Raw genomic sequence first — 21,826 nt, forward strand, 5'->3', positions numbered from 1 at the left:
CGAAAGGCACGGGGCAGCACGGCATGGCGATGATGCGCGCGATCGGACTGATGAGCGGCACCTCGCTGGACGGCGTCGACATCGCGCTGATCGAGACCGACGGCGAGCGCGTCCACGTGGTCAAGGGCCACAACAACTTCCTCGAGCCGCTGGGCCCCACCGGCTACCGCGGCTACGCCGACGACGAGAAGGCGCTGCTGCGCGCCGCCACCAAGGACGCCGAATCCGTCCTCCATCCCGCCGACCGGCCGGGGCGTCTGCCGGAGGCCGAGGCCTTCGTCACCCTCGCCCATGCCGAGGCCGTGGAGCGCTTCCTGGAGGAGCACGGCCTGAATGCCTCCGAGATCGACGTGATCGGCTTCCACGGCCAGACCGTGATCCACCGCCCGGACCAGCGGATCTCGATCCAGATCGGCGACGGGCAGGCGCTGGCGACCCGGCTCGGCATCCCGGTCGTCTCGGACCTGCGCCGGGCCGATATCGAGGCGGGCGGGCAGGGGGCGCCGCTGGTGCCGGTCTTCCATAAGGCGCTCGCCGAGGCGTCGGGCTTCGACGGGCCCTTCGGCATCCTTAACATCGGCGGCGTCGCCAACGCGACGCTGATCGACTCGAAGGGGGGCGTCATCGCCTTCGACACCGGTCCCGGCAACGCCCTGATCGACGAGTGGATGCAGGAGCGCGAGGGCAAGAACCTCGACGATGGCGGCCGCACCGCCGCCCGCGGCCGCCCGGACGAGCAGCTGCTCGCCTGGCTCCTGACGCACCCGTTCTTCTTCCGCAAACCGCCGAAGTCGCTGGACCGGAACTGGTTCTCGCACAAGCTCGCCGGGCAACTCTCGACCGAGGACGGCGCCGCGACGCTCACGGCCTTCACGGCCCGGGCCGTGGCCCGGGCCCTCGACCACGCCCCGGAGGTCCCGACCCGCTGGATCGTGGCCGGCGGCGGCGCCCGCAACGGCGAGCTGGTGCGGCTCCTGAACTACCACCTGCGCGCCGAGATCACGACCGCGGACGCGATCGGCTGGTCCTCCGCCTATCTGGAGGCGCAGGCCTTCGCGTACCTCGCGGTGCGCTCGCTCAAGGGCCTGCCGATCACCTTTCCGGCGACCACCGGGGTACGCGAGGCCATCGCCGGCGGGGTGCTGGCGCGGCCGTGAGCCTCGGCTACGCCCTCCGGCGGATCGTCGAGGAATACCCGCTCGCCCGGCTCGACCCGCCGGCCGGCCACCCGCTCGCCGCCGTCATCCGCAGGGGTGCGCCGGACGAGCTGCGCGCCGCTTTGGAGCCGATCGACGGGCCGTTCCTGGTGAAGGGCAGCCCGGGGCGCGGGAGCCACTGGGCCGCGATCCCCTGGATCGCCGTGTTCGATCCCGCCGTCACCACCAGCGCCACGCGGGGCTACTACCTCGTCTACCTGTTTCCGGCGCACCGCGAGGCGGTGCACCTGTCGCTGGCGCAGGGAACGGTGGCGGCGATCCGCAGCCACGGTCCGGCGGCGGCCGGTGCCCATCTTCGCGCCAGCGGCGCCGCGCTCAGGACTCGGCTGTCGGACTTCGCCGACGCGCTGCCGAACGCGGCGATCGCCCTCGGCAGCGCGGGCGAATTGCCGGAGGGCTACGAGGCCGCCCACATCCTCGGCCTCACCTACGCCCTCGCCGATCTCGGCGACGAGCGCCGGCTGCGCCGGGATCTCGCGGCGGCGGTCGCGGCGTACCGGGCGCTCAAGGCGCGGGGCGGGCTCGATCTGCCCGGTTCGCCGAAGGCCCGGTGAGGCTGCGGGGCGCTCCGACCCGTCACCGCGCGCGGGTCTGCCCGGCCGCCCTGCACGGGCCGCGTTTGTGCCCCCGCCGCTCCCGCGCTAAGGCAGCCGCGCCATGTCGCACAACACCTTCGGCCACCTGTTCCGCGTCACGACCTTCGGCGAGAGCCACGGGATCGCGCTCGGCTGCGTCGTCGACGGCTGCCCGCCCGGCCTGCCCCTGGAGGCCGAGGAGATCCAGGCCGAGCTGGATCGCCGGAAGCCCGGCCAGTCGCGCTTCACGACGCAGCGCCGCGAACCCGATCAGGTCAAGATCCTGTCCGGCGTCTTCGCGGACGACCGCACCGGCGGCCGCCAGCTCACCACCGGCACCCCGATCGCGCTGATGATCGAGAACACGGATCAGCGCTCGAAGGACTACTCGGAGATCCGCGACAGCTACCGCCCCGGCCACGCCGACTACACCTACGACGTGAAGTACGGCATCCGCGACTACCGCGGCGGCGGCCGGTCCTCGGCGCGAGAGACCGCCGCGCGGGTCGCGGCCGGCGCGGTGGCGCGCAAGGTCATCCCGGGCGTGACCATCCGGGCGGCCCTCGTGCAGATGGGCCCGCACGCCATCGACCGGTCCCGCTGGGACTGGGACGCGGTGGGCAACAACCCGTTCTTCTGCCCCGATGCCGAGACGGCGTCCTTCTACGAGACCTATCTCGACGGGCTCCGGAAGGACGGCTCGTCGGTCGGCGCCGTCATCGAGGTCGTCGCCGAGGGCGTGCCGCCCGGTCTCGGCGCACCGGTCTACGGCAAGCTGGACGCGGACCTGGCCGCCGCGATGATGTCGATCAACGCCGTGAAGGGCGTCGAGATCGGCGACGGGTTCGCGGCGGCGGCCCTGCGCGGCGAGGACAACGCGGACGAGATGCGGGCCGGCAACGGCGGCCGGCCGCGCTTCCTGGCGAACCACGCGGGCGGCATCCTGGGCGGCATCTCCAACGGCGAGCCGGTCGTGGTGCGGTTCGCCGTGAAGCCGACCTCCTCGATCCTGACCCCGCGCCGCTCCGTCACCCGCGACGGCGGCGAGGTCGATCTCGTCACCAAGGGCCGGCACGATCCCTGTGTCGGCATCCGCGCCGTGCCGGTCGCGGAGGCCATGATGGCCTGCGTGCTGGCCGATCACTATCTGCGCCATCGCGGACAGGTCGGATCCCAGCCCTGATCCGGGTCCGTCCCAACGATTCGAGAATGCCCGTGCCCCACTGCACCGTCACAGAGGCCATCGCGGCCTTCGCCCGCGGCGAGATCGTGGTCGTCACCGACGACGACGACCGCGAGAACGAGGGCGACCTCGTCGTCGCCGCCTCGCTCTGCACGCCGGAGAAGATGGCGTTCATCATCCGCAACACCTGCGGCATCGTCTGCGCGCCGATCACGCAGGCCGAGGCCCGGCGCCTGCACCTCGCGCCGATGGTGGCATCGAACGACGCACCGCTGGGCACCGCCTTCACCGTCACGGTCGACGTCAAGCACGGCCTGACCACCGGCATCTCGGCGGAGCAGCGCTGCAACACCGTGCGGGCGCTGGCCAACGGCAACATGGGCGCCGGCGACTTCGTGCGGCCCGGCCACGTCTTCCCGCTGATCGCCCGCGACGGCGGCGTGCTCATGCGCTCGGGCCACACCGAGGCCGCCGTCGACCTGTGCCGCCTCGCCGAGCTGCCGCCCGTGGGCGTGATCTGCGAGCTCGCCAACGACGACGGCACCGTCATGAAGGGGCCGCAGATCGAGACCTTCGCCGAGAAGCACGGCCTCAAGCAGGTCTCGGTGGCTGACCTGATCGCCTATCGGCAGGCCCGCGATCGTCTGGTGGAGCGGGTCGGACACTTCCCGGTGCGCTCGAACCACGGCGACCTGAACGCTTACGTCTTCTCGACGCCCTTCGAGTCGATCCAGCAATTCGCGTTCGTGATGGGCGAGATCGGCGACGGCCGCGACGTGCTGGTGCGCCTGCACCGCTCCAACGTCGCTGCCGACGTGATCGGCGGCGGCAAGCAGATCGACGCCGTGCTCAAGCGCTTCGCGGCGGCCGGGCGCGGCGTGCTGGTCTATCTCCGCGACGGCACCGCGGGTGTCCCGGTCAAGAGCGTCACCGACGAGGGAACGGAGGCGCTCCGGGCGCGGCAGTGGCGCGAGGTCGGGCTCGGCGCCCAGATCCTGCGCGATCTCGGCGTGGTCTCGATCCGCAACCTCGCCACCTCGTCCCGCTCCTATGTCGGCCTCTCGGGCTTCGGTATCGAGCTCCTGGGCGACGAGCCCCTCGAGGGCTGAGGCGGGGCCGGGACGCCCGGTCAGGCGCGGCGCAGGACGGTCCAGAAAGCCGCGCCGGCCATGATCGCGGCGGCACCGCGGTTCAGCCGCGCGCGGACGGCCGGCCGGCGCAGAGACTCGCGCGCCCGCGCCGCCAGCGCCGCGTAGGGCGTCATCACGGCGAGGAGGATCGCGGCCGTGAGGACGACGAGCGCGACGACATCCGACGCCGTCACGCCGCGCAGGTCGACGAGGGTGGGCAGGATCGCGAGGTAGAAGGCGATCGTCTTCGGATTCCCCAGGGTGATGGTCAGCCCGGCGACGAAGCTGGTCCACGGCCCGTCGCGGGCTTCGCCCTCGACCCGGGTTCCGGCTCCGGCCGCGCGCCAGAGCCGGAGCGCCAGATAGGCGAGGTAGAGCGCCGCGCCGTAGCGGACGACGAAGGCCGTGCCGAGCGCTTCCGCGATCAGCGACAGGCCGAAGATCGCGGCGGCGAGATAGGTCAAATCGCCCAGGATCAGGCCGATCGAGAAGGCCATCGCGGCGCCGAAGCCGGAACCCAGGGCCCGGGCGACCAGGGCGACCACATCCGGCCCGGGGATCGCAGCGGCGACTCCGAGGCCCAACGCGTAGGTCAGGAAGCCCACGAGCGTCATCGACCGGTGCCCGAGCGGGCGACGTGGCCGTGTCGCAGCGGCGGACAGGCTCGGCTCCGTGACGACATGGCTGCGATCTCCCCCGAGACGCCGATTATGGCGCGCCGCCGGCCGGCCGCAACGGCGCCGTCAGCGCCCCATCAACGCGTCGACGTGGGCCGCCACCGACTTGCCGAGCCCTTCGAGGCTGTAGCCGCCCTCGAGGATCGAGACGATCCGGCCGCCCGCGCAGCGCTCGGCGAGATCCATCAGGCGGCGGGTCGCCCAGCCGAAATCCTCCGCCTCCAGGCGAAGATTGGCCAGGGGGTCCAGCCGGTGGGCGTCGAAGCCGGCGGAGATCACGATGACGTCGGGCCGGAAGGCCTCCAGGCGCGACAGGATTCCGGTCTCGAAGGCCTCCCGGAAGACCTCGCCGTCGTCGTTCGGCCGCAGCGGCACGTTGACGATCGTGTCCTTCTCGCCCCGCTCGGACGGCGATCCGGTCCCCGGGTAGAGCGGCATCTGGTGGGTCGAGCAGTAGAGCACCGAGGCGTCGTTCCAGAAGATGTCCTGGCTGCCGTTGCCGTGATGGACGTCCCAATCCACCAGGGCCACCCGCTCGGCGCCGTGCTTCTGCCGGGCGTGGCGAGCCGCGATGGCGGCGTGGTTGAACAGGCAGAAGCCCATCGCGCGGGTCCGCTCGGCGTGGTGGCCCGGGGGGCGCATGGCCACGAAGGCGTTGCGGCACTCGCCGCCCACGACGGCGTCGACGGCGTGCATCCCGCCGCCCACAGCCCGCAGCGTCGCCTCCAGGCTGCCCGCCGACAGGATCGTGTCGGAATCGATCCCGACCATGCCGTGCTCGGGCACCGCCGCCATCAGGGCATCCACGTACTCGCGCGGGTGCGCGAGGGTGACGGCCTCGATCTCGCCCCGCGGGGCCGTGGCCCGCACGAGGCCGGCGAAGCGCTCATCCTCCAGGGCCCGCTCCACCGCGCGCATCCGGGCCGGCCGTTCCGGATGTCCCTCCGGGACCTCGTGATCGAAGCTCGCGGGATGGCTCACGTAGAGAGTGGTCACGAGGGTCGCTCCCGATGCTCGCCTGTCGCGCACCTGCAACAGGAGCCGGCAATGTGCCACGGGCCCGACGCGCGGACTACGGCGGCGTGCCGTTGCCCCCTTATGGTTGCGTGATTCGTCAACGGGACGGCTCCGGATCACCAATCCCTGCGCTGCGTCCGCGGCCGCGACGATCTTCGAGGCGGGGACATGCGCATCATCTCGGTTCTCGGCTGCGCCCTGCTCCTGGCGGGCTGCACCTTCAAGGGCGTGCCCGATCCCGCCCTCTCGGCCCGCGACGCCGAGTACATGGCCCTCGTCCCGGAGGCCGAGTTCGATCCGCACTTCGCCCGCTACGAGATCGCCGACCCGACCCGGGAGGCGCCCGGCACGATCGTGGTCGAGACCAAGGAGCGCCAGCTCTACCTCGTCCTGCCGAACGGCCGGGCGATGCGCTACGGCGTCTCGGTGGGCGACGAGGCCTATGGCTGGACCGGGACGGCCCGGATCGACCGCAAGGCGGAGTGGCCGGCCTGGAACCCGCCGGCCGAGATGATCCGGCGCTGGCCGCACGTCCACGCCATGCAGGGCGGCCCGATGAACCCGCTCGGCGCCTGCGCCCTGTACCTGTCGGATCGCGGCCGCGACACGCTCTACCGGATCCACGGCACCAACGAGCCCGAGAAGATCGGGCAGGCGGTCTCCTCCGGCTGCATCCGGATGCGCAACATCGACGTGGTCGACCTCTACAACCGGGTCCCCGTCGGAGCCACGGTCATCGTCCGGTAACGCAACCGGTCAACGTCCCAATAAGCCTGCTTGCTCGGGGGGTGTTTACCTGAACTTCCGTTCAGATCTCGCCATTAACCTCTGGAAGGGGAGCGGTCCCGTAAGTTGAAGACACACAGGGACTAGAGCCGACCGCAACAAAGGTCGGGGAGGCAGGCGATCATGACCACCATTTCCGTTCAACAGTTCTGCAACCATGCTGTCTCGGCCGGCACGATCAGCGACGAGGACCTGCTGGTCCTGAAGCGCGAGGTTCTCCCGGACGGGATCATGAACCGCGAGGAGGCCGACCTGCTGATCGCCCTCGAGCGCGCGGTGATCGGCTCCGACGCCTTCGCCGACTTCCTGGTCGCCTCGGTCGTCGACTTCGCGGTGTGGGGCTCGCGCCCGACCGGCTACATCGACCGCGACGTCGCCGCCTGGCTCGCCGCCTCGCTCAGCGGCCGCGACGGCCCCAGCGCGGTGGGCGCCCGAATCGCCATGGAAGTCGTCCGCGAGGCCGAGAGCAGCGCCGAATCGCTGGTCGCCTTCGCCCTCGAGGCCAACCGCCGCGCCCGCGACGCGGTCCAGGCCCCGCGCATGACCTTCGCCCTGGCCGCCTGAGCCTCAGACCAAGGCGCAGCTTCCGTCCGCGGCGCAACTGATCTATCGGGACAGTCAAGCCGGTGCGCAATCCGGCGATCTCGAAAGCAGTGCGCCAGCGATGTTCGACAAGATCCTGATTGCCAACCGGGGTGAGATCGCCTGCCGGGTGATCAAGACGGCCCGGAGGATGGGCATCAAGACCGTAGCGGTCTACTCGGATGCCGATCGCGACGCCGTGCACGTCGCCATGGCCGACGAGGCCGTGCATATCGGGCCCGCTGCCGCCTCCGAATCGTACCTCGTGATCGAGAAGATCGTCGAGGCCTGCAAGAAGACCGGCGCCCAGGCCGTCCATCCGGGATACGGCTTCCTCTCCGAGCGCGAGGCCTTCCCGAAGGCGCTCGAGGCCGCCGGCATCGTGTTCATCGGCCCCAACCCGGGGGCCATCGCCGCGATGGGCGACAAGATCGAGTCGAAGAAGGCGGCGGCCGCCGCCGAGGTCTCGACGGTTCCGGGCTTCCTCGGCGTGATCGAATCACCCGAGCACGCCAGGAAGATCGCCGACGAGATCGGTTACCCGGTGATGATCAAGGCCTCCGCGGGCGGCGGCGGCAAGGGGATGCGCATCGCCTACTCGGGCGAGGAAGTGGCGGAGGGCTTCGCCCGCGCCAAGTCGGAGGCGGCCTCCTCCTTCGGCGACGACCGCGTCTTCATCGAGAAGTTCATCACCGACCCGCGCCACATCGAGATCCAGCTGATCGGCGACAAGCACGGCAACGTCGTCTACCTCGGCGAGCGCGAGTGCTCGATCCAGCGCCGTAACCAGAAAGTGATCGAGGAGGCGCCGTCGCCGCTCCTCGACAAGAAGACCCGCCGCAAGATGGGCGAGCAGGCCGTCGCGCTCGCCAAGGCGGTGAACTACGATTCGGCCGGCACGGTCGAGTTCGTCGCCGGGCAGGACAAGTCCTTCTACTTCCTGGAGATGAACACCCGTCTGCAGGTCGAGCATCCGGTCACCGAGATGATCACCGGCCTCGACCTCGTCGAGCTGATGATCCGCGTCGCGGCCGGCGAGAAGCTGCCGATCACCCAGGACGACGTGAAGCTGAACGGCTGGGCGGTCGAGAGCCGCGTCTACGCCGAGGACCCGACCCGCAACTTCCTGCCCTCGATCGGCCGGCTGACCACCTACCGTCCGCCGGAGGAGGGCCAGCAGGGCACGGCGATCATCCGCAACGATACCGGCGTGGAGGAGGGCGGCGAGATCGCCATCCACTACGACCCGATGATCGCCAAGCTGGTCTCCTGGGCGCCGACCCGGGCCGAGGCGATCGCTGCGCAGGGCGAGGCCCTCGACGCCTTCGCCATCGACGGCATCCGCCACAACATTCCGTTCCTCTCGGCGCTGATGGCCCATCCGCGCTGGCAGGAGGGTCGGCTGTCCACAGGCTTCATCGCCGAGGAATTCCCCGAGGGCTTCACGGCTCCGGAGCCCACCGGCCCGGTGGCGATCCGCATGATGGCAGCGGCGGCGGCGATCGACCACAAGCTCAACCAGCGCAAGCGCGGCATCTCCGGGCAGATGCGCGCGCCCGGCCTCTTCGCCTTCGAGCGTGAGCGCGTGGTGATCCTGGCGGGTCACTCCTTCCCGGTGACGGTCGAGCCGGAGGGCGAGGACATCCTCGTCACCCGCGACGACGGCACGGCGCTCACGGTGGCGAGCGCGTGGCGCCCGGGCGAGCCGGTCTGGATCGGCACGATCGGCTCGGAGCGCGTGGCGATCCAGGTGCGCAGCCTGCTCAACGGCGTGTTCCTGCAGCACGCCGGCGCGGCCGCCGAGGCCCGGGTCTACACCCGCCGCGAGGCGGAGCTCGCCGCCCTGATGCCGGTGAAGGAGCAGGCCGGCTCGGGCAAGCAGGTGCTCTGCCCGATGCCCGGCCTCGTGAAGCAGATCCTCGTCACCGAGGGCCAGGAGGTGAAGAACGGCGAGCCGATCGCGGTCGTCGAGGCCATGAAGATGGAGAACGTCCTCCGCGCCGAGCGCGACGCGACGGTGGGGAAGATCCACGCCAAGGAGGGCGACAGCCTCGCGGTCGACGCGGTGATCCTGGAATTCGCCTGATCGCGGGGCACGCGTCGCGCTCGCGGCCGTGACCGCGGTTCACAACGAGCAGACCAAGCTGCTGGCGACGGCGCTGAACAACATCGCGGTTGCCTACGTCGTCATCGGCTTCGTCACGCCGATGACGGCCGCGAGCTTCGGTGTGCCGAGTGCACCGGCGCTGCGCGTCGAGAACGCGATCTTCACGCTCGTTCGGCTGGGGACCGGCTGCGCACTACATTACGGCGCGAGGCGTGCCCTCCGGAGCCTGAAGCCGTGAACCACGACTGGATCTTCGTAACGTTCGGCATTCCGGCGATCACGCTGGCGATCGCCTACGCGGCCGTGCGCGCGAACGAGCGGGCCGCGCGGCGCCTCGATCCTCCCGCGGGCGAGTAGGCTCTCACAGCTCCGGCATGCCCCTCTATTTCGCCTACGGCGCCAACATGGATGCCGCCGCGATGGCGCTGCGCTGCCCGGTTTCGCGGCTGATCGGCGGCGGACATCTGCCGAACCACCGCTTCATCATCATGCGCGAGGGCTACGCGTCCGTCGTGCCCGATCCAAGGCGCACCGTCTGGGGCGTCCTGTGGGAACTCGCTCCCGACGACATCCCGGCCCTCGACCGCTACGAGGGCGTCGCCGGGGGTCTCTACACCAAGGCGGCGCTGCCAGTCCGCACCGGGGAGGGCGTCAAGCGCGCCCTGATCTATCGCGGATGCTCGACGGCGCCCGGGCGTCCGAGGCCCGGGTACCTGGAGGCGGTCGTCGCGGCGGCGCGCGCGGCGCAGCTGCCGCCCGCCTATCTTCGGGAACTCGGCACCTGGGCCCGCGGCCTGCCCGCCTGAGCGTCGCGCAGTTGGTACGCGACATGCTTGCCCACGAGCGAGCTGGAGGGCGAGCGGCAGCACCGCGCCCGTCCGGCCATCCGTGATTGCGCGGCGCGCCCGTCGGTCAACGACGATCGGCGTGCGTTCGCGAGGGAGAGTTGTGCATGTCGTATCTGGCGCCCGCCGATTTCGTGAAGAAGGCCGTCGATGCCGGTGAGGCGAAGGTCTTCATGGCTACCAAGGACACGTTCATCCGAGCCTACATGGCCGGCGCGATCCTGGCGCTCGCCGCCGCCTTCGCGGTGAGCGTCAACCAGGCGACCGGCCAGCCGCTGGTCGCGGCGCTGCTGTTCCCGGTCGGCTTCTCGATGCTGTACCTGCTCGGCTACGACCTGTTCACCGGCGTCTGCGTGCTCACGCCGCTCGCCCTCATCGACAAGCGCCCCGGCGTCACCGTGGCCGGCGTCGCCCGCAACTGGGTGCTGGTCTTCTTCGGCAACTTCGCGGGCGCCCTGACCACCGCGGTGATGATGTCGATCGTCTTCACCTTCGGCTTCGCCACCGAGCCGAACGCCGTCGGCAAGCTCATCGCCGGGATCGGCGAGGCGCGCACCCTCGGCTACGAGAAGTACGGCGCCTCGGGGATGCTGACGCTCTTCGTCCGCGCCATGCTGTGCAACTGGATGGTCTCGACCGGCGTCATCGGCGCCATGCTGTCGACCTCCGTGCCCGGCAAGGTCATCGCGATGTGGATGCCGATCACGGTGTTCTTCTTCATGACCTTCGAGCACTCGGTGGTGAACATGTTCCTGTTCCCGTCGGCGATCCTCATGGGCGGCCACCTCACGGTGATGGACTACCTGCTCTGGAACGAGATCCCGACGCTGATCGGGAACATCGTGGGCGGCATCGCCTTCACGGGCCTGATGCTCTACTCCACGCATGTCCGCACCGGCGCGACGCGGACCCCGGCCCTCGGCGCCGGCATGCGTCGCCCGATCGCGGCCGAGTGAGGCCATCCCGGCCCGCGCCGCCGGCGCGGGCCCTTCCAGGCGAGACCGCGCCCGCATGAGCGAGACCCGGACGATCTCCGTCATCGTCACCGGTCGCGTCCAGGGCGTGTCCTACCGGGCCTGGACGCAGTCCGAGGCCCGCGCCCGCGGCCTCGCTGGCTCCGTGCGCAACCGCGACGACGGCACGGTCGAGGCGGTCTTCAGCGGCGCGCCGGAGGCCGTGGCGGAGATGGCGGCCCTGTGCCGGTCGGGTCCGCCGGGTGCGCGCGTGACCGACGTGGCCGCGCGGGACGGCGGCGACGTGCCGCGCGGCGACGAATTCCGGATCCTGCGCGACTGAGATCGCCGCGGCGGGTTCAGCGCGCGCCCGCGGACTGGTATGGCGGACGGCCCCTTCGCGTATCCGCCATCCGGAGACCATGACCGACCTGTCCGCCGGCAGCGCCGCCTTCTCGCATCTCGATCTCGCGGCGCTGCTCTACTTCGTCCTCGCCTGGATCGCCTACGGCCTTTCCGTCGGCCGGCTGCGCGGCAGGATGGTCTCCCTCAGCCAGATCATGAACGGCCACCGGGCCAACTGGGCGCGCCAGGTCATCGGCCGCGACAACCGGGTGGTCGACACGCAGATCAACGCCTCGCTGCAGAACGGTACGGCCTTCTTCGCCTCGACCTCGCTCATCGCCCTTGGCTCGGTCCTGACCCTGTCGCGCTCCGGGGACGACGTCCTGAACCTGTTCGCCACGCTGCCCTTCGGGACGGTGGCCAATCGCCTGACCTGGGAGCTGAAGGTCGCCGGCCTCGCGCTGATCTTCGTCTACGCGTTCTTTAAGTTCGCCTGGGCCTACAGGCTGTTCAATTACACGGCGATCCTGCTGGGCGCCGTGCCGCACAAGGGGTCCGGCACGAGCGACGTCGAGATGCTGCGGGCGGTGCGGCGGCTCGCGGCCATGAACGTCAGCGCCGGGCGGCACTTCGCCCGCGGTCAGCGCGCGTTCTTCTTCGCGCTGGCCTATCTCGGCTGGTTCATCAGCCCCTACGTGCTGTTTGTCTCGACGACGGCCGTCGTGATCATCATGTGGCGCCGCCAGTTTGCCTCGGAGATCCGCAAGGCACTCCTCGAAGCCGGGGAGGGGCCCCACGAGGGACCGCTCGAGGCGCCGCTCCTGTCGCCCGCCGAAGAGGCCCGCACATGACCGACCCACGACCCGACGACGCCGCGATCGAGACGGCGATGCTGCGCCTCGTGGCCGAGCGCGGCGCCGACAAGACCGTCTGCCCCTCGGAGGTCGCCCGCGCCCTCGGCGGCCCGCACCCGGACGGCTGGGGCCCGCTGATGCAGCCGGTCCGCCGGGTCGCGGTGCGGCTCGCCCATGCCGGGCGGATCGCGATCCTGCGGAAGGGAAAGCCCGTCGACCCGGACGATTTCCGCGGGATCTACCGTCTGTCGCTGCCGGCCTCCGGCGCGGCCCCCTCGGGATCCGGGCCCGGCAGCCAGTCCGGCGTGTAGCCGGACAGGCGATAGGCGACGAGGCCGATCCACTCCTTCACGGCCAGGTCGAACTGGAGCAGCCCGTCCGACGCGAAGCCGTGGAAATGCGCGACGTCGCTCCAGCCTCGGGTCCGGTAATCCACCGGGAACGCGTCCACCGTGAAACCGGCCTGCCGGAAGCAGCCGACCGCCCGGGGCATGTGCCAGGCCGAGGTCACGAGCAGCCAGCGCTCGCCGGGCTTCGGCTGGACCAGGGCCGCCGAGAAGGCGGCGTTCTCGTGGGTGTTGCGCGAGCGGTTCTCCAGGATCAGGCGCGTCCGCGGCACGCCGATCACGTCCGCCTGCCGGCTCACGATGTCGGCTTCGGCCATGCCGCCCGCGATGAAGCCGCTGCCGCCGGAGAAGACCAGCCGCGCTGCCGGGTAGCGCCGGGCGAGGTCGCCGAGATAGATCGGCCGCTCGCCGGCATCGTTGACGACGATCTGGCGACGCGCCTCCGAGAGGCCCGTCTCGATGCCGCCGCCCAGCACGATGATCCCGGCCGGGGCCGGCCCGTCATCCGGATAGGCGGGGAAGCGCTGCTCGAGGGGGATCAGGGCCACGTCCGACAGGGGCGCCAGCCCGGCCGCGCCGAGCAGCAGGGTGCCGAGCAGCGCCAGGCCGAGGCCGGTCCTCCGCCACCGCGTCACCGCCGCGACGGCGATCCCGAGCAGGATCGCGAAGATGCAGAAGTTCGACGGGGTGATCAGGAAGAAGATCACCTTCGAGACGGGGAAGAACACGGTGCTCAGGCCGGCTTCGTCTCGGCCTCGAACCGGGCGAGCGCCGCGGCGTCCGGCGGAAGGAGACTCGCGAGGTCGGCGCCGCGCTCGACCTCGCGCTGGATCCAGAGATCGAGGCGCTGCTGCTCGACGGCCTCCAGGGCGACCCGCTCGGCGAGCGCCGCCGGCACGGCGACGAGGCCGCTCGAGTCGCCGACCAGGATATCGCCGGGATGGATGGCGGCGCCGCCGCAGGCGACGCGCTCCTGCGTGCCGACCAGGGCCAGGGCCCCTGTGGCCGCGGCCGGCCGGCACCAGGCGGGGAGGCCGATCTCCTCGGGCAGGGCCGCGTCGGTGATCAGACCGACGGCGCCGCGCTGGGCGAGGCGTGCCGCCAGGATCGCTCCGAAGGGTAGGGCAAGGGCGGAGCCCGCGGCATCGATCACGACCACAGCGCCTTCGGGGACGGCATCGATGGCCGCGGCGAGATCGCCCGCGGCGTCGTCGCGGGCCGGGATCATCCGCATCGTGTAGGCGGGCCCGACCACGGCTCCGCTCCCCCGCGCCGAGAGCCCGTGCGGCGTGCATGCCTTCACCCCGGCCCGCGCCAGGGCGCGGGCGAGGCTCGCCGGTGTCACGGCGGAGAGCGCGTCGCGCAGGGTCGGGTCGATCGCCATCGGGGGCTCCGTGAAAGGCCGGTCCCGGTCCGGGCGGCGCGGTCGGGGAAGGTGGATCGCGCGGGCGTGCCGGCAAGGCTCCGGGCGCCCGCGGCGGCCGTCAGGCGATGGGCTCGCCGAGCGCCCGGGCGGCGCCGGGCCGGGCGGCGATCCGGTCGTACCAGCGCCGCAGCGCCGGGCGCTCGATCCGCTCGGCCGGAAGGTTCAGCCAGCGATGCGCCGCGCAGCCGAGGGCGATGTCGGCGATGCCGAAGCTGTCGCCGACCGCGTAGGTCCGGTCCGCGAGATGGCGGTCGAGGATCTCCGCCATGGCCTCGCTCTTCTTCAGCGATGCGGCGATCAGGCCGCGGTCCGGGTCGGCCGCGCGGTAGAGCTGCCAGAAGGCGTCGCGCATGGCCGGCGTGAAGCTCGTGGCCTGCCAGTCGAGCCACTGCTCCGCGTGGGCGCGCGCCCGGGGGTCAGCCGGCAGGGCCAGGGCCGGGCTCACCGCCGCCAGGTAGCGGAGGATCGCGTTGGATTCCCACAGGACGAAGCCGTCCTCCTCCAAGGTCGGGACGAGGCCGTTCGGGTTCATCGCGCGGTAGCCGGGGTCGTCGACGACCCCGTGGGCGCCGCCGGCCTCGACCCGCTCATACGGCAGGCCCGTCTCGTCGAGTCCCCACACCGCCTTCTGCACGTTCACCGAGGTGAGGCGGCCCCAAAGCCTGCGCATAATCGAAGAGTCTCCGTCACGCCTTCGGCGGGTAGGCGTGGTCCTGCCCGCCCGGATCGGTCACGCGCACCCCGTCGGGGGTGTCGTGCAGGTAGCCCGGTCCGATCGGTACCTTGCCGTGGCCGCCGGGAATGTCGAGCACGTAGGTCGGCTGGGCGAGGCCGGAGAGGCGGCCGCGCAGGGCGCGCATCAGCGCCTGCCCCTCGGGCACGTCCGTGCGCAGGTGGGCCGTCCCGGGGGCCAAGTCGCCGTGGTGGAGATAGTACGGTTTGATCCGGTTCTCGACGAGGACCCGCATCAGCGCCTCGAGGGTCGCGGCCTCGTCGTTGACGCCGCGCAGGAGCACCGACTGGCTGACCAGGGGAATGCCGGCATCGACCAGGCGGGCGCAGGCGGCGCTGGCGGCGGCGGTGAATTCCCGCGGATGGTTGGCGTGGACGGCGACGAAGACCGCGCGCCCGAACCGCTTGAGCGCTTCGACGAGGGCGTCGGAGACGAGATCGGGCTTCACCACGGGCACGCGCGTGTGGACCCGCATGACCCGGACATGTGGGATGGCGGCGAGGCGCTCCGCGATGGCGCCGAGGCGGCGCGGCGAGAGCGCGAACGGGTCGCCGCCGGTAAGAACCACCTCCCAGATCCGCGGATCCTGCGCGATGTAGGCGAGGGCGGCGTCGAGTTCGGCGTCGGTGAGGGTCCCGAGCCCGTCGGGTCCGACCATCTCCCGGCGGAAGCAGAAGCGGCAGTAGACCGGGCAGATGTGGAGCGGCTTCAGCAGCACGCGGTCCGGGTAGCGGTGCACGATCCCCGTCACCGGGGCGTGGGCGGCGTCGCCGATCGGGTCGGCGCGCTCCTCCGGCGTCGCCACGGCTTCCGCGGTGCGGGGCACGAACTGGCGGCCGATCGGGTCGTCGGGGTCCTGCGAGTCGATCAGCTCGGCCATGTCGGGCGTCACCGAGACCGCGTAGCGCGCGAGGACGGCGCCGAGGGCCTCGGCCTCCGCCCCCGAGATCAGGCCGGCGGTGAGGAGGTCGTCCGCGCTGCGCAGGACCCGGTTCATGGCCGCGTCTCCGCCACGGGAGTCCAGATCACGTCCTCGACCCGGGTAGCCCCGCAGGCCAGCATCGCCAGGCGGTCGAAGCCCAGGGCAACTCCCGACGCCTCCGGCATGACGGCCAGCGCCGCGAGGAACTCGTCGTCGATCGGGTAGCGCTCGCCGTAGACCCGCTGCTTCTCGGCCATCTCGGCCTCGAACCGGCGGCGCTGCTCCGCCGGGTCGGTCAGCTCGCCGAACGCGTTGGCCAGCTCGACGCCGCAGGCGTAGAGCTCGAACCGCTCGGCCACCCGCGGGTCGTGCGGCGCCGGACGGGCGAGGGCGGCCTCGCTGATCGGGTACTCGCACAGGATGGTCGGGCGGCCGAGGCCGAGATGCGGCTCGATCCGCGCGACGAGGACGCGGGAGAACAGGTCGGCCCAGGTATCGTCCGGGGCGACCCGGAGGCCGGAGGCCGCGACGGCGGCGGCCAGAGTCTCGCGGTCCGTCTCGCCGCCCGGTGCGACGCTCGCCAGCAGGTCGATCCCGGCGAAGCGGTCGAAGGCCTCGGCCAGGGTGAGGCGCTCCGGCTCGGCGAAGGGGTCCGTCTCCCGGTCGCGGAAGGTGAAGCGGCGGGCGCCGGAGATCTCGGCCGCGCCGGCGAGCAGGGCGGCGCAATCCGCCATCAGCGCCGTGTAGGGGTCGCCGGCGCGGTACCACTCGAGCATCGTGAATTCGGGATGGTGCAGCGGCCCGCGCTCGCGGTTGCGGAACACCCGGGCGACGCTGAACAGCCGCGTCTCGCCCGCGGCCAGGAGCTTCTTGCAGGCGAATTCCGGCGAGGTGTGCAGGTAGAGCGGCGTGCGGGCGCCGCTCGCGCCGATGGCTTCCGTGGCGAAGGCCGACAGATGCGCCTCGTTGCCGGGCGAGACCTGCAGGCAGGCGGCCTCGACCTCGACGAAGTCGCGGTCCGCGAACCACGCGCGGAACGCCGCGAGGACGCGGTTGCGCAGGATCAGCGCCGGGCGCCGGTCGGCGTGACGGCCGGCCGACCACCAGGGGGAGGCGGGTCCGCTCACGACCGGCCTCCGCGCCGGATCGGGACCGGCCGGCTCCGACCGGGACGCGTCGCGTTCTGGAGCACTCTCATCCTCGGACCTGACTGGCTCCGGGCCGCGGAGACGCGCCGCGGCCGATGCCGGTTGCCATCGACGGTCCGCGCCCGCCCGCTGGCAACCGCGGCGCAGATGCGATAGTGGCGGGGTCCGAGATGCAGCGCCCGCGCTTGGCGCGTGCCGGCCCCCATGTCAATGCAGGACGCAATTCCGTGAAGGTGATCGCCTCAACGCTCCGTAAGGGCAACGTCGTCGAGAAGGACGGCAAGCTCTACGTGATCCTGTTCGCCGAGAACATCCACCCCGGCAAGGGCACCCCGGTGACCCAGCTCGACATGCGCCGGATCACGGACGGCGTGAAGGTGTCCGAGCGCTACCGGACGACCGAGCAGGTCGAGCGCGCCTTCGTGGAGGATCGCGAGCACACCTTTCTCTACAGCGACGGCGAGGGGTTCCACTTCATGAACCCGGAGAACTACGAGCAGATCGCGGTGCCGCAGGACGTGGTCGGCGACGCCGCCCCGTACCTTCAGGAGGGCATGGCGGTGATGCTCTCCGTCCATAACGGCGTCCCGCTGACCATCGAGCTGCCCCAGCGTGTCACGCTCGAGGTCGCCGAGACCGAGCCGGTCCTGAAGGGCCAGACCGCCTCGTCGTCCTACAAGCCCGCGACCCTGTCGAACGGCGTGCGCACGACCGTGCCGCCCCACATCGCCGCCGGCACCCGCGTCGTCGTCATGACGGCCGACGGATCCTACGTCGAGCGCGCCAAGGACTGATCCGGTCCGCGCCGGCGACCAACCCTGCGAGGTCGGTAGCCGCGTTCAGCGCGCGGATCGCGTGGCGGCCTCCAGGGTGGCGTAGCAGCCCTGCGAGATCGCCTGCGCGCGCAGGCGCTCCGTCCCGCTGAATGGGCGGCCATCCTCCCGGAACAGGTCCTCGCGGAGCAGCGCCTCCGAGGTGCAGCGGGCCGCGATGCGGCAGAGTGGCGGCTCGCCGCCGGTGCGCGCGCAGATCGTCACGTAATCGGCGCGGAACGCCCGCAGCCCGGCGCGCGGATTGGCGCCGACCACCGCGACGAGCCCGGTCAGCAGCGCCAGCAGCAGCGGCTGGTGGATGAGGTAGATCGCGAGGCTGTGCCGGCCCGCGAAGGTGGCGGTGCGGCCGAGCCGCGTGCGCGGCGCCCAGGCTCCCAGCCGCGACCGGGCGAGCGGCGGCAGGGCCAGACGACCCAGGACGATGCCGGCCAGCACCAGTCCGAACCAGGGGAAGAGCGGCACGTAGTCGTTCGTCCGCGGCACCACCGAGCCGAGGCCGAGGAAGAACAGGGCCAGCGCGTCGAGGACCGGCGCGTGCACCACGTGCGGCGCGGCGAGCACGGCCGCGGCCGCGACGGCGGTGACCGGGACCGGCAGGAACAGGAACGGCAGCCCGAGCAGGCTCGAGACGGCGATGCAGTGGAGCACGCCGAAGAACACGAAGGCGTCCGGGAACATGACCCAGGTGCCGAGGGTCACGAGGAGCGCCGCCCCGCCGATCCGCGCGAGCCGCAGCAGCGTCGGTCGAAGCCGGACCCCGCGCCCGTTCATCAGCACGAGGCCGATGCCGACCAGGACCAGGAAGGTGCCGGCGATCGCCTCGGCGGCGTGCCGCCCCGTCGGCGTCAGCGCGTAGTTCTCCGCGGTCAGCCGCAGGTGACCGAGATCCCAGAGCGTGTGGTAGCTCGCCATCGCCAGCAGGGCGGCCGCCCGCGCCGCGTCGATGATCGGCAGGCGGCGCCGCTGCGAGGCGGGCGCGACCGGGGAGGCGGCGACGGGACGGACGAGGGTGACGTCAACGGACATGATGGTGCACCCAAACCATGTCGGGGCCGCCCTTTCCATCGCGCCGTGCGACGGACGCTCCGACCGAGCCCGAAGCGGGTACGTCGGCTCTCGGAAACGTGAACGCCGACGCGGCGTGCGCGGGAGTGCCGGGAGGGAGAGCCGGCATCCGGAAAACCCCTCGGCAGCCCCGACGCTTAAACGCCGGTTTCGCCCGAGCCTGCGACCGATCGACTGTTGCGGCCCCGCCTCCTTGCGCCAAGATTGCAACTTGGCGTCACTGTTCTGCCGGCCAAATGGGCTTCCCGGACATCAGGACTTCGTTAATCTTGCTGGGAGAGCGCGCGGCGTGATTCGGTGTAGGTTGCTCGGCCATGTCTGACGAACGCGGATCCGGGCCGGAGAACCCCGAGCGGGGGATTGTCGCCCGAACCGGCGAACTGGATCAGCACGAGGATGAGGCGCTCGACCTCGTCGAGGTGGCCGGCCGCATCAAGTGGTTCGACGTCTCCAAGGGTTTCGGGTTCATCGTGCCCGACGACGGTGCGCCCGACATCCTGCTCCACGTCACGTGCCTGCGGCGCGACGGCTACCAGGCGGCCAGCGAGGGCGCCCGCATCGTCGTGGAGGCCGTCGAGCGGCCCCGCGGCTGGCAGGCCTTCCGGGTCATCTCCCTCGATCAGGCGACGGCGGTGCATCCCTCCGAGCTGCCGATGCCGCGCACGCACGTCACCGTGACGCCGACCAGCGGGCTCGAGACCGCCGTCGTGAAGTGGTTCAACCGCCTGCGCGGGTTCGGATTCCTGACCCGCGGCGACGGGACGCCGGACATCTTCGTGCACATGGAGACGCTGCGGCGCTACGGGATCGCCGAGCTGAAGCCCGGCGAGTCCGTCCTGGTGCGCTACGGCGACGGCTCGAAGGGCGTGATGGCGGCGGAGGTGCGGCTGATCGACGGGACGATGCCCGCGTCCCATTGAGGCCGCGTTTCCCCAGCCGGGCACACCCCGTCCTATCTCCTTGTCGATGCTCGGAAAATCCGGAGCCGGATTCCCCTTCGGCATGTCCTGGTCTATCACCGGGCGACGGGCCTCACGGTCCGCGCGCCATCCCACGAGAGGCATGAGCCTGTGAGATCCCTCCTTCGCACCGCCCGGGCGGCCGCCATCGCCTGCCTCGCCCTGACCGCGATCGCCCCGGCGCCCGCCGTCGTGGCGCAGGCGGCCGCCCGGGCCGCCGCGACCAAGTCGGAGCCGCTGACGATCGTCACGAAGGCCGGGCCGAAGCGCTTCGACGTCGAGGTGATGCGCGACGACGCCGCCCGCGCCCGCGGCCTCATGTTCCGCCGGCACATGGCGGCCGACCACGGCATGCTGTTCGACTTCGAGCAGAACCAGCCCGTCACGATGTGGATGAAGAACACCTACCTGCCGCTCGACATGGTGTTCATCCGGCCCGACGGGACGATCAGCCGGATCGCCGCCGACACCGAGCCGCTCTCCACGGCGATCATCCCGTCGGGCGGCCCGGTCGTGGCGGTGCTCGAGCTGAACGCCGGCACCGCGGCGAAGCTCGGGATCGCCCCGGGCGACCGGATCGAGCACGCCATGTTCAAGGCCCGCTGAGGCGCGCCCGCGCGATTCGCGAACGCACCGGGAACAAGCGCCTTGACCACCGCCGATTTCCGCTCCAGTGTTCCGGCAATGTTCCGGTGCGCCGGAAGGCTGGTTCAGGGCGGAGGACCCGATGGGCGACGCGGCTGAGGTCGAACTGTTCGGCAACGACGACTGGTCGGTGCAGGCGGACGGAATCGAGCACCGCCAGACCGGCTACTTCATCGCCCGCTCGGCGCTCGCGACGCGCCGGGCGGAGGGCCTGTGGGACTGGCCGCTGCAGATGGCCGAGAAGCGCTGGTGCCGGCCGAGTCTGTTCCGCGAGGCGTTCCTCGCCGCTCTCGACCGGTTCGGCATCCCGCGGGACGCTGAGCTGATCCGCTCCTTCGCGCTGGGCTACGGCATCCGCGCCGTGATCTCGCCGGCCGCCGAGACCTTCGTGAGCCTGGGCGACATGCTGAAGCCCCGCGAGATCGCCGAGCCCGCGCGCGCCGCCAGCCCGCGGCCCGTCCGGGCCCTGGCGGCCGCCGGCGCCTGAGGGCCCGGCGACGGCGACCGATTTGACCCGGGCGGCCGCCCGCGGATAGCCCTCAGCCTCGGAACGAGGGAGAGAGCACGATGGCGGATCACGACCGGGCCGGACTCGACGGGTTGATCACGCCGCCCCTGTCGCGACGGGGCTTCGTGATGACGAGCCTGATGAGCGGGCTGACGCTCGCGACCACCCGCGTCGAGGCCCAGGTGATTCACACCGACAGTGCGGGCATCGAGGCCGGCGAGGTGAAGATCCCGGCCGCGGACGGGCCGATGCCGGCCTACCGCGCGGTTCCGGAGGGCGCGGGCCCGTTCCCGATCGTCCTGGTGATCGAGGAGATCTTCGGCGTCCACGACTACATCAAGGACATCTGCCGCAGGCTCGCGAAGGCCGGCTACTGCGCCGTGGCCCCCGAGCTCTACGCCCGCCAGGGCGACCTCTCGACCATGTCGGATCCGAAGCAGATCATCCGCGACGTCATCGCGAAGACGCCGGACGCGCAGTGGATCGGCGATCTCGACGCGACGGTGGCCTGGGCGGCCTCGGCGGCGAAAGGTGACCCGAACCGCCTCGGCGTCATGGGATGGTGCCGCGGCGGGCGCGCCACGTGGCTCTACGCGGCGCATCGTCGCGACCTGAAGGCGGCCGTCGCCTGGTACGGGCCGGTCGGTGGCGAGCGGACCGACATCCAGCCGCGCACCGCCGGCGACGTGGCGGCCGAGATCCACGTGCCGCTCCTCGCCCTCTACGGAGGGGCCGATACCGGCATCCCCGTGGCGGCGGTCGAGGAGGCGCGCGACCGCGCCAGGGCGGCCGGCAAGAGCGTCGAACTCGTGGTTTACCCGGACGCGCCGCACGGCTTCCACGCGGATTATCGTCCGAGCTACCGCCGCGAGGCGGCGGAGGACGGCTGGAAGCGCGCGCTGGCCTTCCTGAAATCGCACGGCGTCGGCTGAATAGTCGGCCTAGGACGCCCGATCGGGCGCGTTCCGG

The 21,826-nt window shown here is 71.6% G+C and carries 27 protein-coding genes; 19 read left to right on the top strand and 8 right to left on the bottom strand.

Features of this window, described 5'->3' with window-relative positions; genetic code table 11:
• The first annotated feature begins 23 nt into the window (after positions 1 to 23).
• The 4 genes from ACQKQD_RS15545 to ribB all read left to right on the top strand — a co-directional run bounded on the left by ACQKQD_RS15545 (position 24) and on the right by ribB (position 4,084).
• Positions 24 to 1,157 (top strand): anhydro-N-acetylmuramic acid kinase, encoded by a 1,134-nt coding sequence (locus ACQKQD_RS15545; RefSeq protein WP_427508798.1) that lies wholly within the window; start codon positions 24 to 26, stop codon positions 1,155 to 1,157.
• Positions 1,154 to 1,771, top strand: coding sequence for a DUF3578 domain-containing protein (locus ACQKQD_RS15550; protein WP_427508799.1), 618 nt, complete (start codon positions 1,154 to 1,156; stop codon positions 1,769 to 1,771). The genes ACQKQD_RS15545 and ACQKQD_RS15550 overlap by 4 nt, the downstream gene beginning before the upstream one ends.
• A 103-nt stretch (positions 1,772 to 1,874) precedes the next feature.
• Positions 1,875 to 2,975, top strand: coding sequence for a chorismate synthase (gene aroC, locus ACQKQD_RS15555; protein ID WP_020092049.1), 1,101 nt, complete (start codon positions 1,875 to 1,877; stop codon positions 2,973 to 2,975).
• A gap of 32 nt (positions 2,976 to 3,007) precedes the next feature.
• Positions 3,008 to 4,084 carry a 3,4-dihydroxy-2-butanone-4-phosphate synthase gene (gene ribB, locus ACQKQD_RS15560; RefSeq protein ID WP_026604765.1) on the top strand — a complete coding sequence of 359 codons (1,077 nt, stop codon included), beginning with the start codon at positions 3,008 to 3,010 and terminating at the stop codon, positions 4,082 to 4,084.
• A 20-nt stretch (positions 4,085 to 4,104) separates the two neighbouring features.
• Here ribB and ACQKQD_RS15565 read toward each other — a convergent pair whose 3' ends face one another.
• Both ACQKQD_RS15565 and ACQKQD_RS15570 read right to left on the bottom strand, forming a co-directional pair.
• Positions 4,105 to 4,719, bottom strand: coding sequence for a LysE family translocator (locus tag ACQKQD_RS15565; protein WP_427508800.1), 615 nt, complete (start codon positions 4,717 to 4,719; stop codon positions 4,105 to 4,107).
• Positions 4,720 to 4,848: 129 nt separating this feature from the next.
• Entirely contained in the window at positions 4,849 to 5,778 is a 930-nt protein-coding gene (locus ACQKQD_RS15570; protein ID WP_427508801.1) for a histone deacetylase family protein, read from the bottom strand.
• Positions 5,779 to 5,967: 189 nt separating this feature from the next.
• On the opposite strand from ACQKQD_RS15570, the gene ACQKQD_RS15575 reads away from it, so the two are divergent.
• The 10 genes from ACQKQD_RS15575 to ACQKQD_RS15620 all read left to right on the top strand — a co-directional run bounded on the left by ACQKQD_RS15575 (position 5,968) and on the right by ACQKQD_RS15620 (position 12,582).
• The gene (locus tag ACQKQD_RS15575; RefSeq protein WP_427508802.1) at positions 5,968 to 6,546 is read left to right on the top strand and encodes a L,D-transpeptidase; all 579 of its coding nucleotides are present in this window, start codon (positions 5,968 to 5,970) and stop codon (positions 6,544 to 6,546) included.
• A gap of 162 nt (positions 6,547 to 6,708) precedes the next feature.
• On the top strand, positions 6,709 to 7,149 hold the full coding sequence (locus ACQKQD_RS15580; protein ID WP_427508803.1) for a hypothetical protein: 441 nt from the start codon (positions 6,709 to 6,711) through the stop codon (positions 7,147 to 7,149).
• 100 nt (positions 7,150 to 7,249) lie between these two features.
• Complete coding sequence (locus ACQKQD_RS15585; protein ID WP_427508804.1) at positions 7,250 to 9,253, top strand: acetyl-CoA carboxylase biotin carboxylase subunit; 2,004 nt, start codon at positions 7,250 to 7,252, stop codon at positions 9,251 to 9,253.
• 28 nt (positions 9,254 to 9,281) lie between these two features.
• Positions 9,282 to 9,512, top strand: coding sequence for a hypothetical protein (locus ACQKQD_RS15590; protein WP_056528780.1), 231 nt, complete (start codon positions 9,282 to 9,284; stop codon positions 9,510 to 9,512).
• Positions 9,509 to 9,631, top strand: coding sequence for a hypothetical protein (locus ACQKQD_RS15595; protein WP_427508805.1), 123 nt, complete (start codon positions 9,509 to 9,511; stop codon positions 9,629 to 9,631). The genes ACQKQD_RS15590 and ACQKQD_RS15595 overlap by 4 nt, the downstream gene beginning before the upstream one ends.
• A gap of 17 nt (positions 9,632 to 9,648) precedes the next feature.
• The gene (locus tag ACQKQD_RS15600; RefSeq protein WP_056528783.1) at positions 9,649 to 10,080 is read left to right on the top strand and encodes a gamma-glutamylcyclotransferase family protein; all 432 of its coding nucleotides are present in this window, start codon (positions 9,649 to 9,651) and stop codon (positions 10,078 to 10,080) included.
• A 146-nt stretch (positions 10,081 to 10,226) separates the two neighbouring features.
• Entirely contained in the window at positions 10,227 to 11,075 is an 849-nt protein-coding gene (locus ACQKQD_RS15605; protein ID WP_020092058.1) for a formate/nitrite transporter family protein, read from the top strand.
• Positions 11,076 to 11,130: 55 nt separating this feature from the next.
• Positions 11,131 to 11,415, top strand: coding sequence for an acylphosphatase (locus tag ACQKQD_RS15610; protein ID WP_427508806.1), 285 nt, complete (start codon positions 11,131 to 11,133; stop codon positions 11,413 to 11,415).
• 79 nt (positions 11,416 to 11,494) lie between these two features.
• The gene (locus ACQKQD_RS15615) at positions 11,495 to 12,268 is read left to right on the top strand and encodes a DUF599 domain-containing protein (RefSeq protein WP_020092060.1); all 774 of its coding nucleotides are present in this window, start codon (positions 11,495 to 11,497) and stop codon (positions 12,266 to 12,268) included.
• Positions 12,265 to 12,582: a DUF3253 domain-containing protein gene (locus ACQKQD_RS15620; protein ID WP_427508807.1), complete on the top strand. Its 318-nt coding sequence runs from the start codon at positions 12,265 to 12,267 to the stop codon at positions 12,580 to 12,582. The genes ACQKQD_RS15615 and ACQKQD_RS15620 overlap by 4 nt, the downstream gene beginning before the upstream one ends.
• On the opposite strand, the gene ACQKQD_RS15625 is transcribed toward ACQKQD_RS15620, so the two are convergent.
• The 5 genes from ACQKQD_RS15625 to epmA all read right to left on the bottom strand — a co-directional run bounded on the left by ACQKQD_RS15625 (position 12,510) and on the right by epmA (position 16,826).
• Entirely contained in the window at positions 12,510 to 13,346 is an 837-nt protein-coding gene (locus ACQKQD_RS15625) for a YdcF family protein (protein WP_427508808.1), read from the bottom strand. The genes ACQKQD_RS15620 and ACQKQD_RS15625 overlap by 73 nt on opposite strands.
• Before the next feature lie 5 nt (positions 13,347 to 13,351).
• Positions 13,352 to 14,002, bottom strand: coding sequence for a dimethylmenaquinone methyltransferase (locus tag ACQKQD_RS15630; RefSeq protein ID WP_427508809.1), 651 nt, complete (start codon positions 14,000 to 14,002; stop codon positions 13,352 to 13,354).
• Positions 14,003 to 14,102: 100 nt separating this feature from the next.
• Complete coding sequence (locus ACQKQD_RS15635; protein ID WP_042675274.1) at positions 14,103 to 14,714, bottom strand: glutathione S-transferase family protein; 612 nt, start codon at positions 14,712 to 14,714, stop codon at positions 14,103 to 14,105.
• Positions 14,715 to 14,730: 16 nt separating this feature from the next.
• The gene (locus ACQKQD_RS15640; protein WP_427508810.1) at positions 14,731 to 15,774 is read right to left on the bottom strand and encodes a lysine-2,3-aminomutase-like protein; all 1,044 of its coding nucleotides are present in this window, start codon (positions 15,772 to 15,774) and stop codon (positions 14,731 to 14,733) included.
• Complete coding sequence (epmA, locus tag ACQKQD_RS15645) at positions 15,771 to 16,826, bottom strand: EF-P lysine aminoacylase EpmA (RefSeq protein ID WP_427508811.1); 1,056 nt, start codon at positions 16,824 to 16,826, stop codon at positions 15,771 to 15,773. Before epmA ends, ACQKQD_RS15640 begins: the two co-directional genes overlap by 4 nt.
• 191 nt (positions 16,827 to 17,017) lie before the next feature.
• On the opposite strand from epmA, the gene efp reads away from it, so the two are divergent.
• Positions 17,018 to 17,641 carry an elongation factor P gene (gene efp, locus ACQKQD_RS15650; RefSeq protein WP_199778764.1) on the top strand — a complete coding sequence of 208 codons (624 nt, stop codon included), beginning with the start codon at positions 17,018 to 17,020 and terminating at the stop codon, positions 17,639 to 17,641.
• Between the two features lie 45 nt (positions 17,642 to 17,686).
• Here the strand turns inward: efp and ACQKQD_RS15655 are convergent, their stop codons facing one another.
• Positions 17,687 to 18,706 carry a heparan-alpha-glucosaminide N-acetyltransferase gene (locus ACQKQD_RS15655; protein WP_427508812.1) on the bottom strand — a complete coding sequence of 340 codons (1,020 nt, stop codon included), beginning with the start codon at positions 18,704 to 18,706 and terminating at the stop codon, positions 17,687 to 17,689.
• Positions 18,707 to 19,059: 353 nt separating this feature from the next.
• On the opposite strand from ACQKQD_RS15655, the gene ACQKQD_RS15660 reads away from it, so the two are divergent.
• The 4 genes from ACQKQD_RS15660 (at position 19,060) to ACQKQD_RS15675 (ending at position 21,789) form a co-directional block, all read left to right on the top strand.
• Positions 19,060 to 19,665 (top strand): cold-shock protein, encoded by a 606-nt coding sequence (locus tag ACQKQD_RS15660; protein WP_056528802.1) that lies wholly within the window; start codon positions 19,060 to 19,062, stop codon positions 19,663 to 19,665.
• Between the two features lie 150 nt (positions 19,666 to 19,815).
• Positions 19,816 to 20,310 carry a DUF192 domain-containing protein gene (locus ACQKQD_RS15665; protein ID WP_100251254.1) on the top strand — a complete coding sequence of 165 codons (495 nt, stop codon included), beginning with the start codon at positions 19,816 to 19,818 and terminating at the stop codon, positions 20,308 to 20,310.
• A gap of 121 nt (positions 20,311 to 20,431) precedes the next feature.
• Positions 20,432 to 20,836 carry a hypothetical protein gene (locus ACQKQD_RS15670; RefSeq protein WP_020092071.1) on the top strand — a complete coding sequence of 135 codons (405 nt, stop codon included), beginning with the start codon at positions 20,432 to 20,434 and terminating at the stop codon, positions 20,834 to 20,836.
• Positions 20,837 to 20,916: 80 nt separating this feature from the next.
• Positions 20,917 to 21,789 carry a dienelactone hydrolase family protein gene (locus ACQKQD_RS15675; RefSeq protein WP_427508813.1) on the top strand — a complete coding sequence of 291 codons (873 nt, stop codon included), beginning with the start codon at positions 20,917 to 20,919 and terminating at the stop codon, positions 21,787 to 21,789.
• The last annotated feature ends 37 nt before the right edge of the window (positions 21,790 to 21,826 follow it).

The organism is Methylobacterium sp. NPDC080182 (genome assembly GCF_050281105.1).
GTDB lineage: Bacteria > Pseudomonadota > Alphaproteobacteria > Rhizobiales > Beijerinckiaceae > Methylobacterium.

What these genes read in the sequence shown, in the direction of transcription:
- aroC (WP_020092049.1), top strand. Translation starts at nt 1,875, where the DNA reads ATGTCGCACAACACCTTCGGCCACCTGTTCCGCGTCACGACCTTCGGC.
- ACQKQD_RS15655 (WP_427508812.1), bottom strand. Translation starts at nt 18,706, where the DNA reads ATGTCCGTTGACGTCACCCTCGTCCGTCCCGTCGCCGCCTCCCCGGTC.
- ACQKQD_RS15600 (WP_056528783.1), top strand. Translation starts at nt 9,649, where the DNA reads ATGCCCCTCTATTTCGCCTACGGCGCCAACATGGATGCCGCCGCGATG.
- ACQKQD_RS15640 (WP_427508810.1), bottom strand. Translation starts at nt 15,774, where the DNA reads ATGAACCGGGTCCTGCGCAGCGCGGACGACCTCCTCACCGCCGGCCTG.
- ACQKQD_RS15585 (WP_427508804.1), top strand. Translation starts at nt 7,250, where the DNA reads ATGTTCGACAAGATCCTGATTGCCAACCGGGGTGAGATCGCCTGCCGG.
- ACQKQD_RS15575 (WP_427508802.1), top strand. Translation starts at nt 5,968, where the DNA reads ATGCGCATCATCTCGGTTCTCGGCTGCGCCCTGCTCCTGGCGGGCTGC.
- efp (WP_199778764.1), top strand. Translation starts at nt 17,018, where the DNA reads ATGCAGCGCCCGCGCTTGGCGCGTGCCGGCCCCCATGTCAATGCAGGA.
- ACQKQD_RS15580 (WP_427508803.1), top strand. Translation starts at nt 6,709, where the DNA reads ATGACCACCATTTCCGTTCAACAGTTCTGCAACCATGCTGTCTCGGCC.
- ACQKQD_RS15630 (WP_427508809.1), bottom strand. Translation starts at nt 14,002, where the DNA reads ATGGCGATCGACCCGACCCTGCGCGACGCGCTCTCCGCCGTGACACCG.
- ACQKQD_RS15610 (WP_427508806.1), top strand. Translation starts at nt 11,131, where the DNA reads ATGAGCGAGACCCGGACGATCTCCGTCATCGTCACCGGTCGCGTCCAG.
- ACQKQD_RS15545 (WP_427508798.1), top strand. Translation starts at nt 24, where the DNA reads ATGGCGATGATGCGCGCGATCGGACTGATGAGCGGCACCTCGCTGGAC.
- ACQKQD_RS15670 (WP_020092071.1), top strand. Translation starts at nt 20,432, where the DNA reads ATGGGCGACGCGGCTGAGGTCGAACTGTTCGGCAACGACGACTGGTCG.
- ACQKQD_RS15660 (WP_056528802.1), top strand. Translation starts at nt 19,060, where the DNA reads ATGTCTGACGAACGCGGATCCGGGCCGGAGAACCCCGAGCGGGGGATT.
- ACQKQD_RS15675 (WP_427508813.1), top strand. Translation starts at nt 20,917, where the DNA reads ATGGCGGATCACGACCGGGCCGGACTCGACGGGTTGATCACGCCGCCC.
- ACQKQD_RS15620 (WP_427508807.1), top strand. Translation starts at nt 12,265, where the DNA reads ATGACCGACCCACGACCCGACGACGCCGCGATCGAGACGGCGATGCTG.
- ACQKQD_RS15565 (WP_427508800.1), bottom strand. Translation starts at nt 4,719, where the DNA reads ATGACGCTCGTGGGCTTCCTGACCTACGCGTTGGGCCTCGGAGTCGCC.
- ACQKQD_RS15615 (WP_020092060.1), top strand. Translation starts at nt 11,495, where the DNA reads ATGACCGACCTGTCCGCCGGCAGCGCCGCCTTCTCGCATCTCGATCTC.
- ACQKQD_RS15605 (WP_020092058.1), top strand. Translation starts at nt 10,227, where the DNA reads ATGTCGTATCTGGCGCCCGCCGATTTCGTGAAGAAGGCCGTCGATGCC.
- ACQKQD_RS15635 (WP_042675274.1), bottom strand. Translation starts at nt 14,714, where the DNA reads ATGCGCAGGCTTTGGGGCCGCCTCACCTCGGTGAACGTGCAGAAGGCG.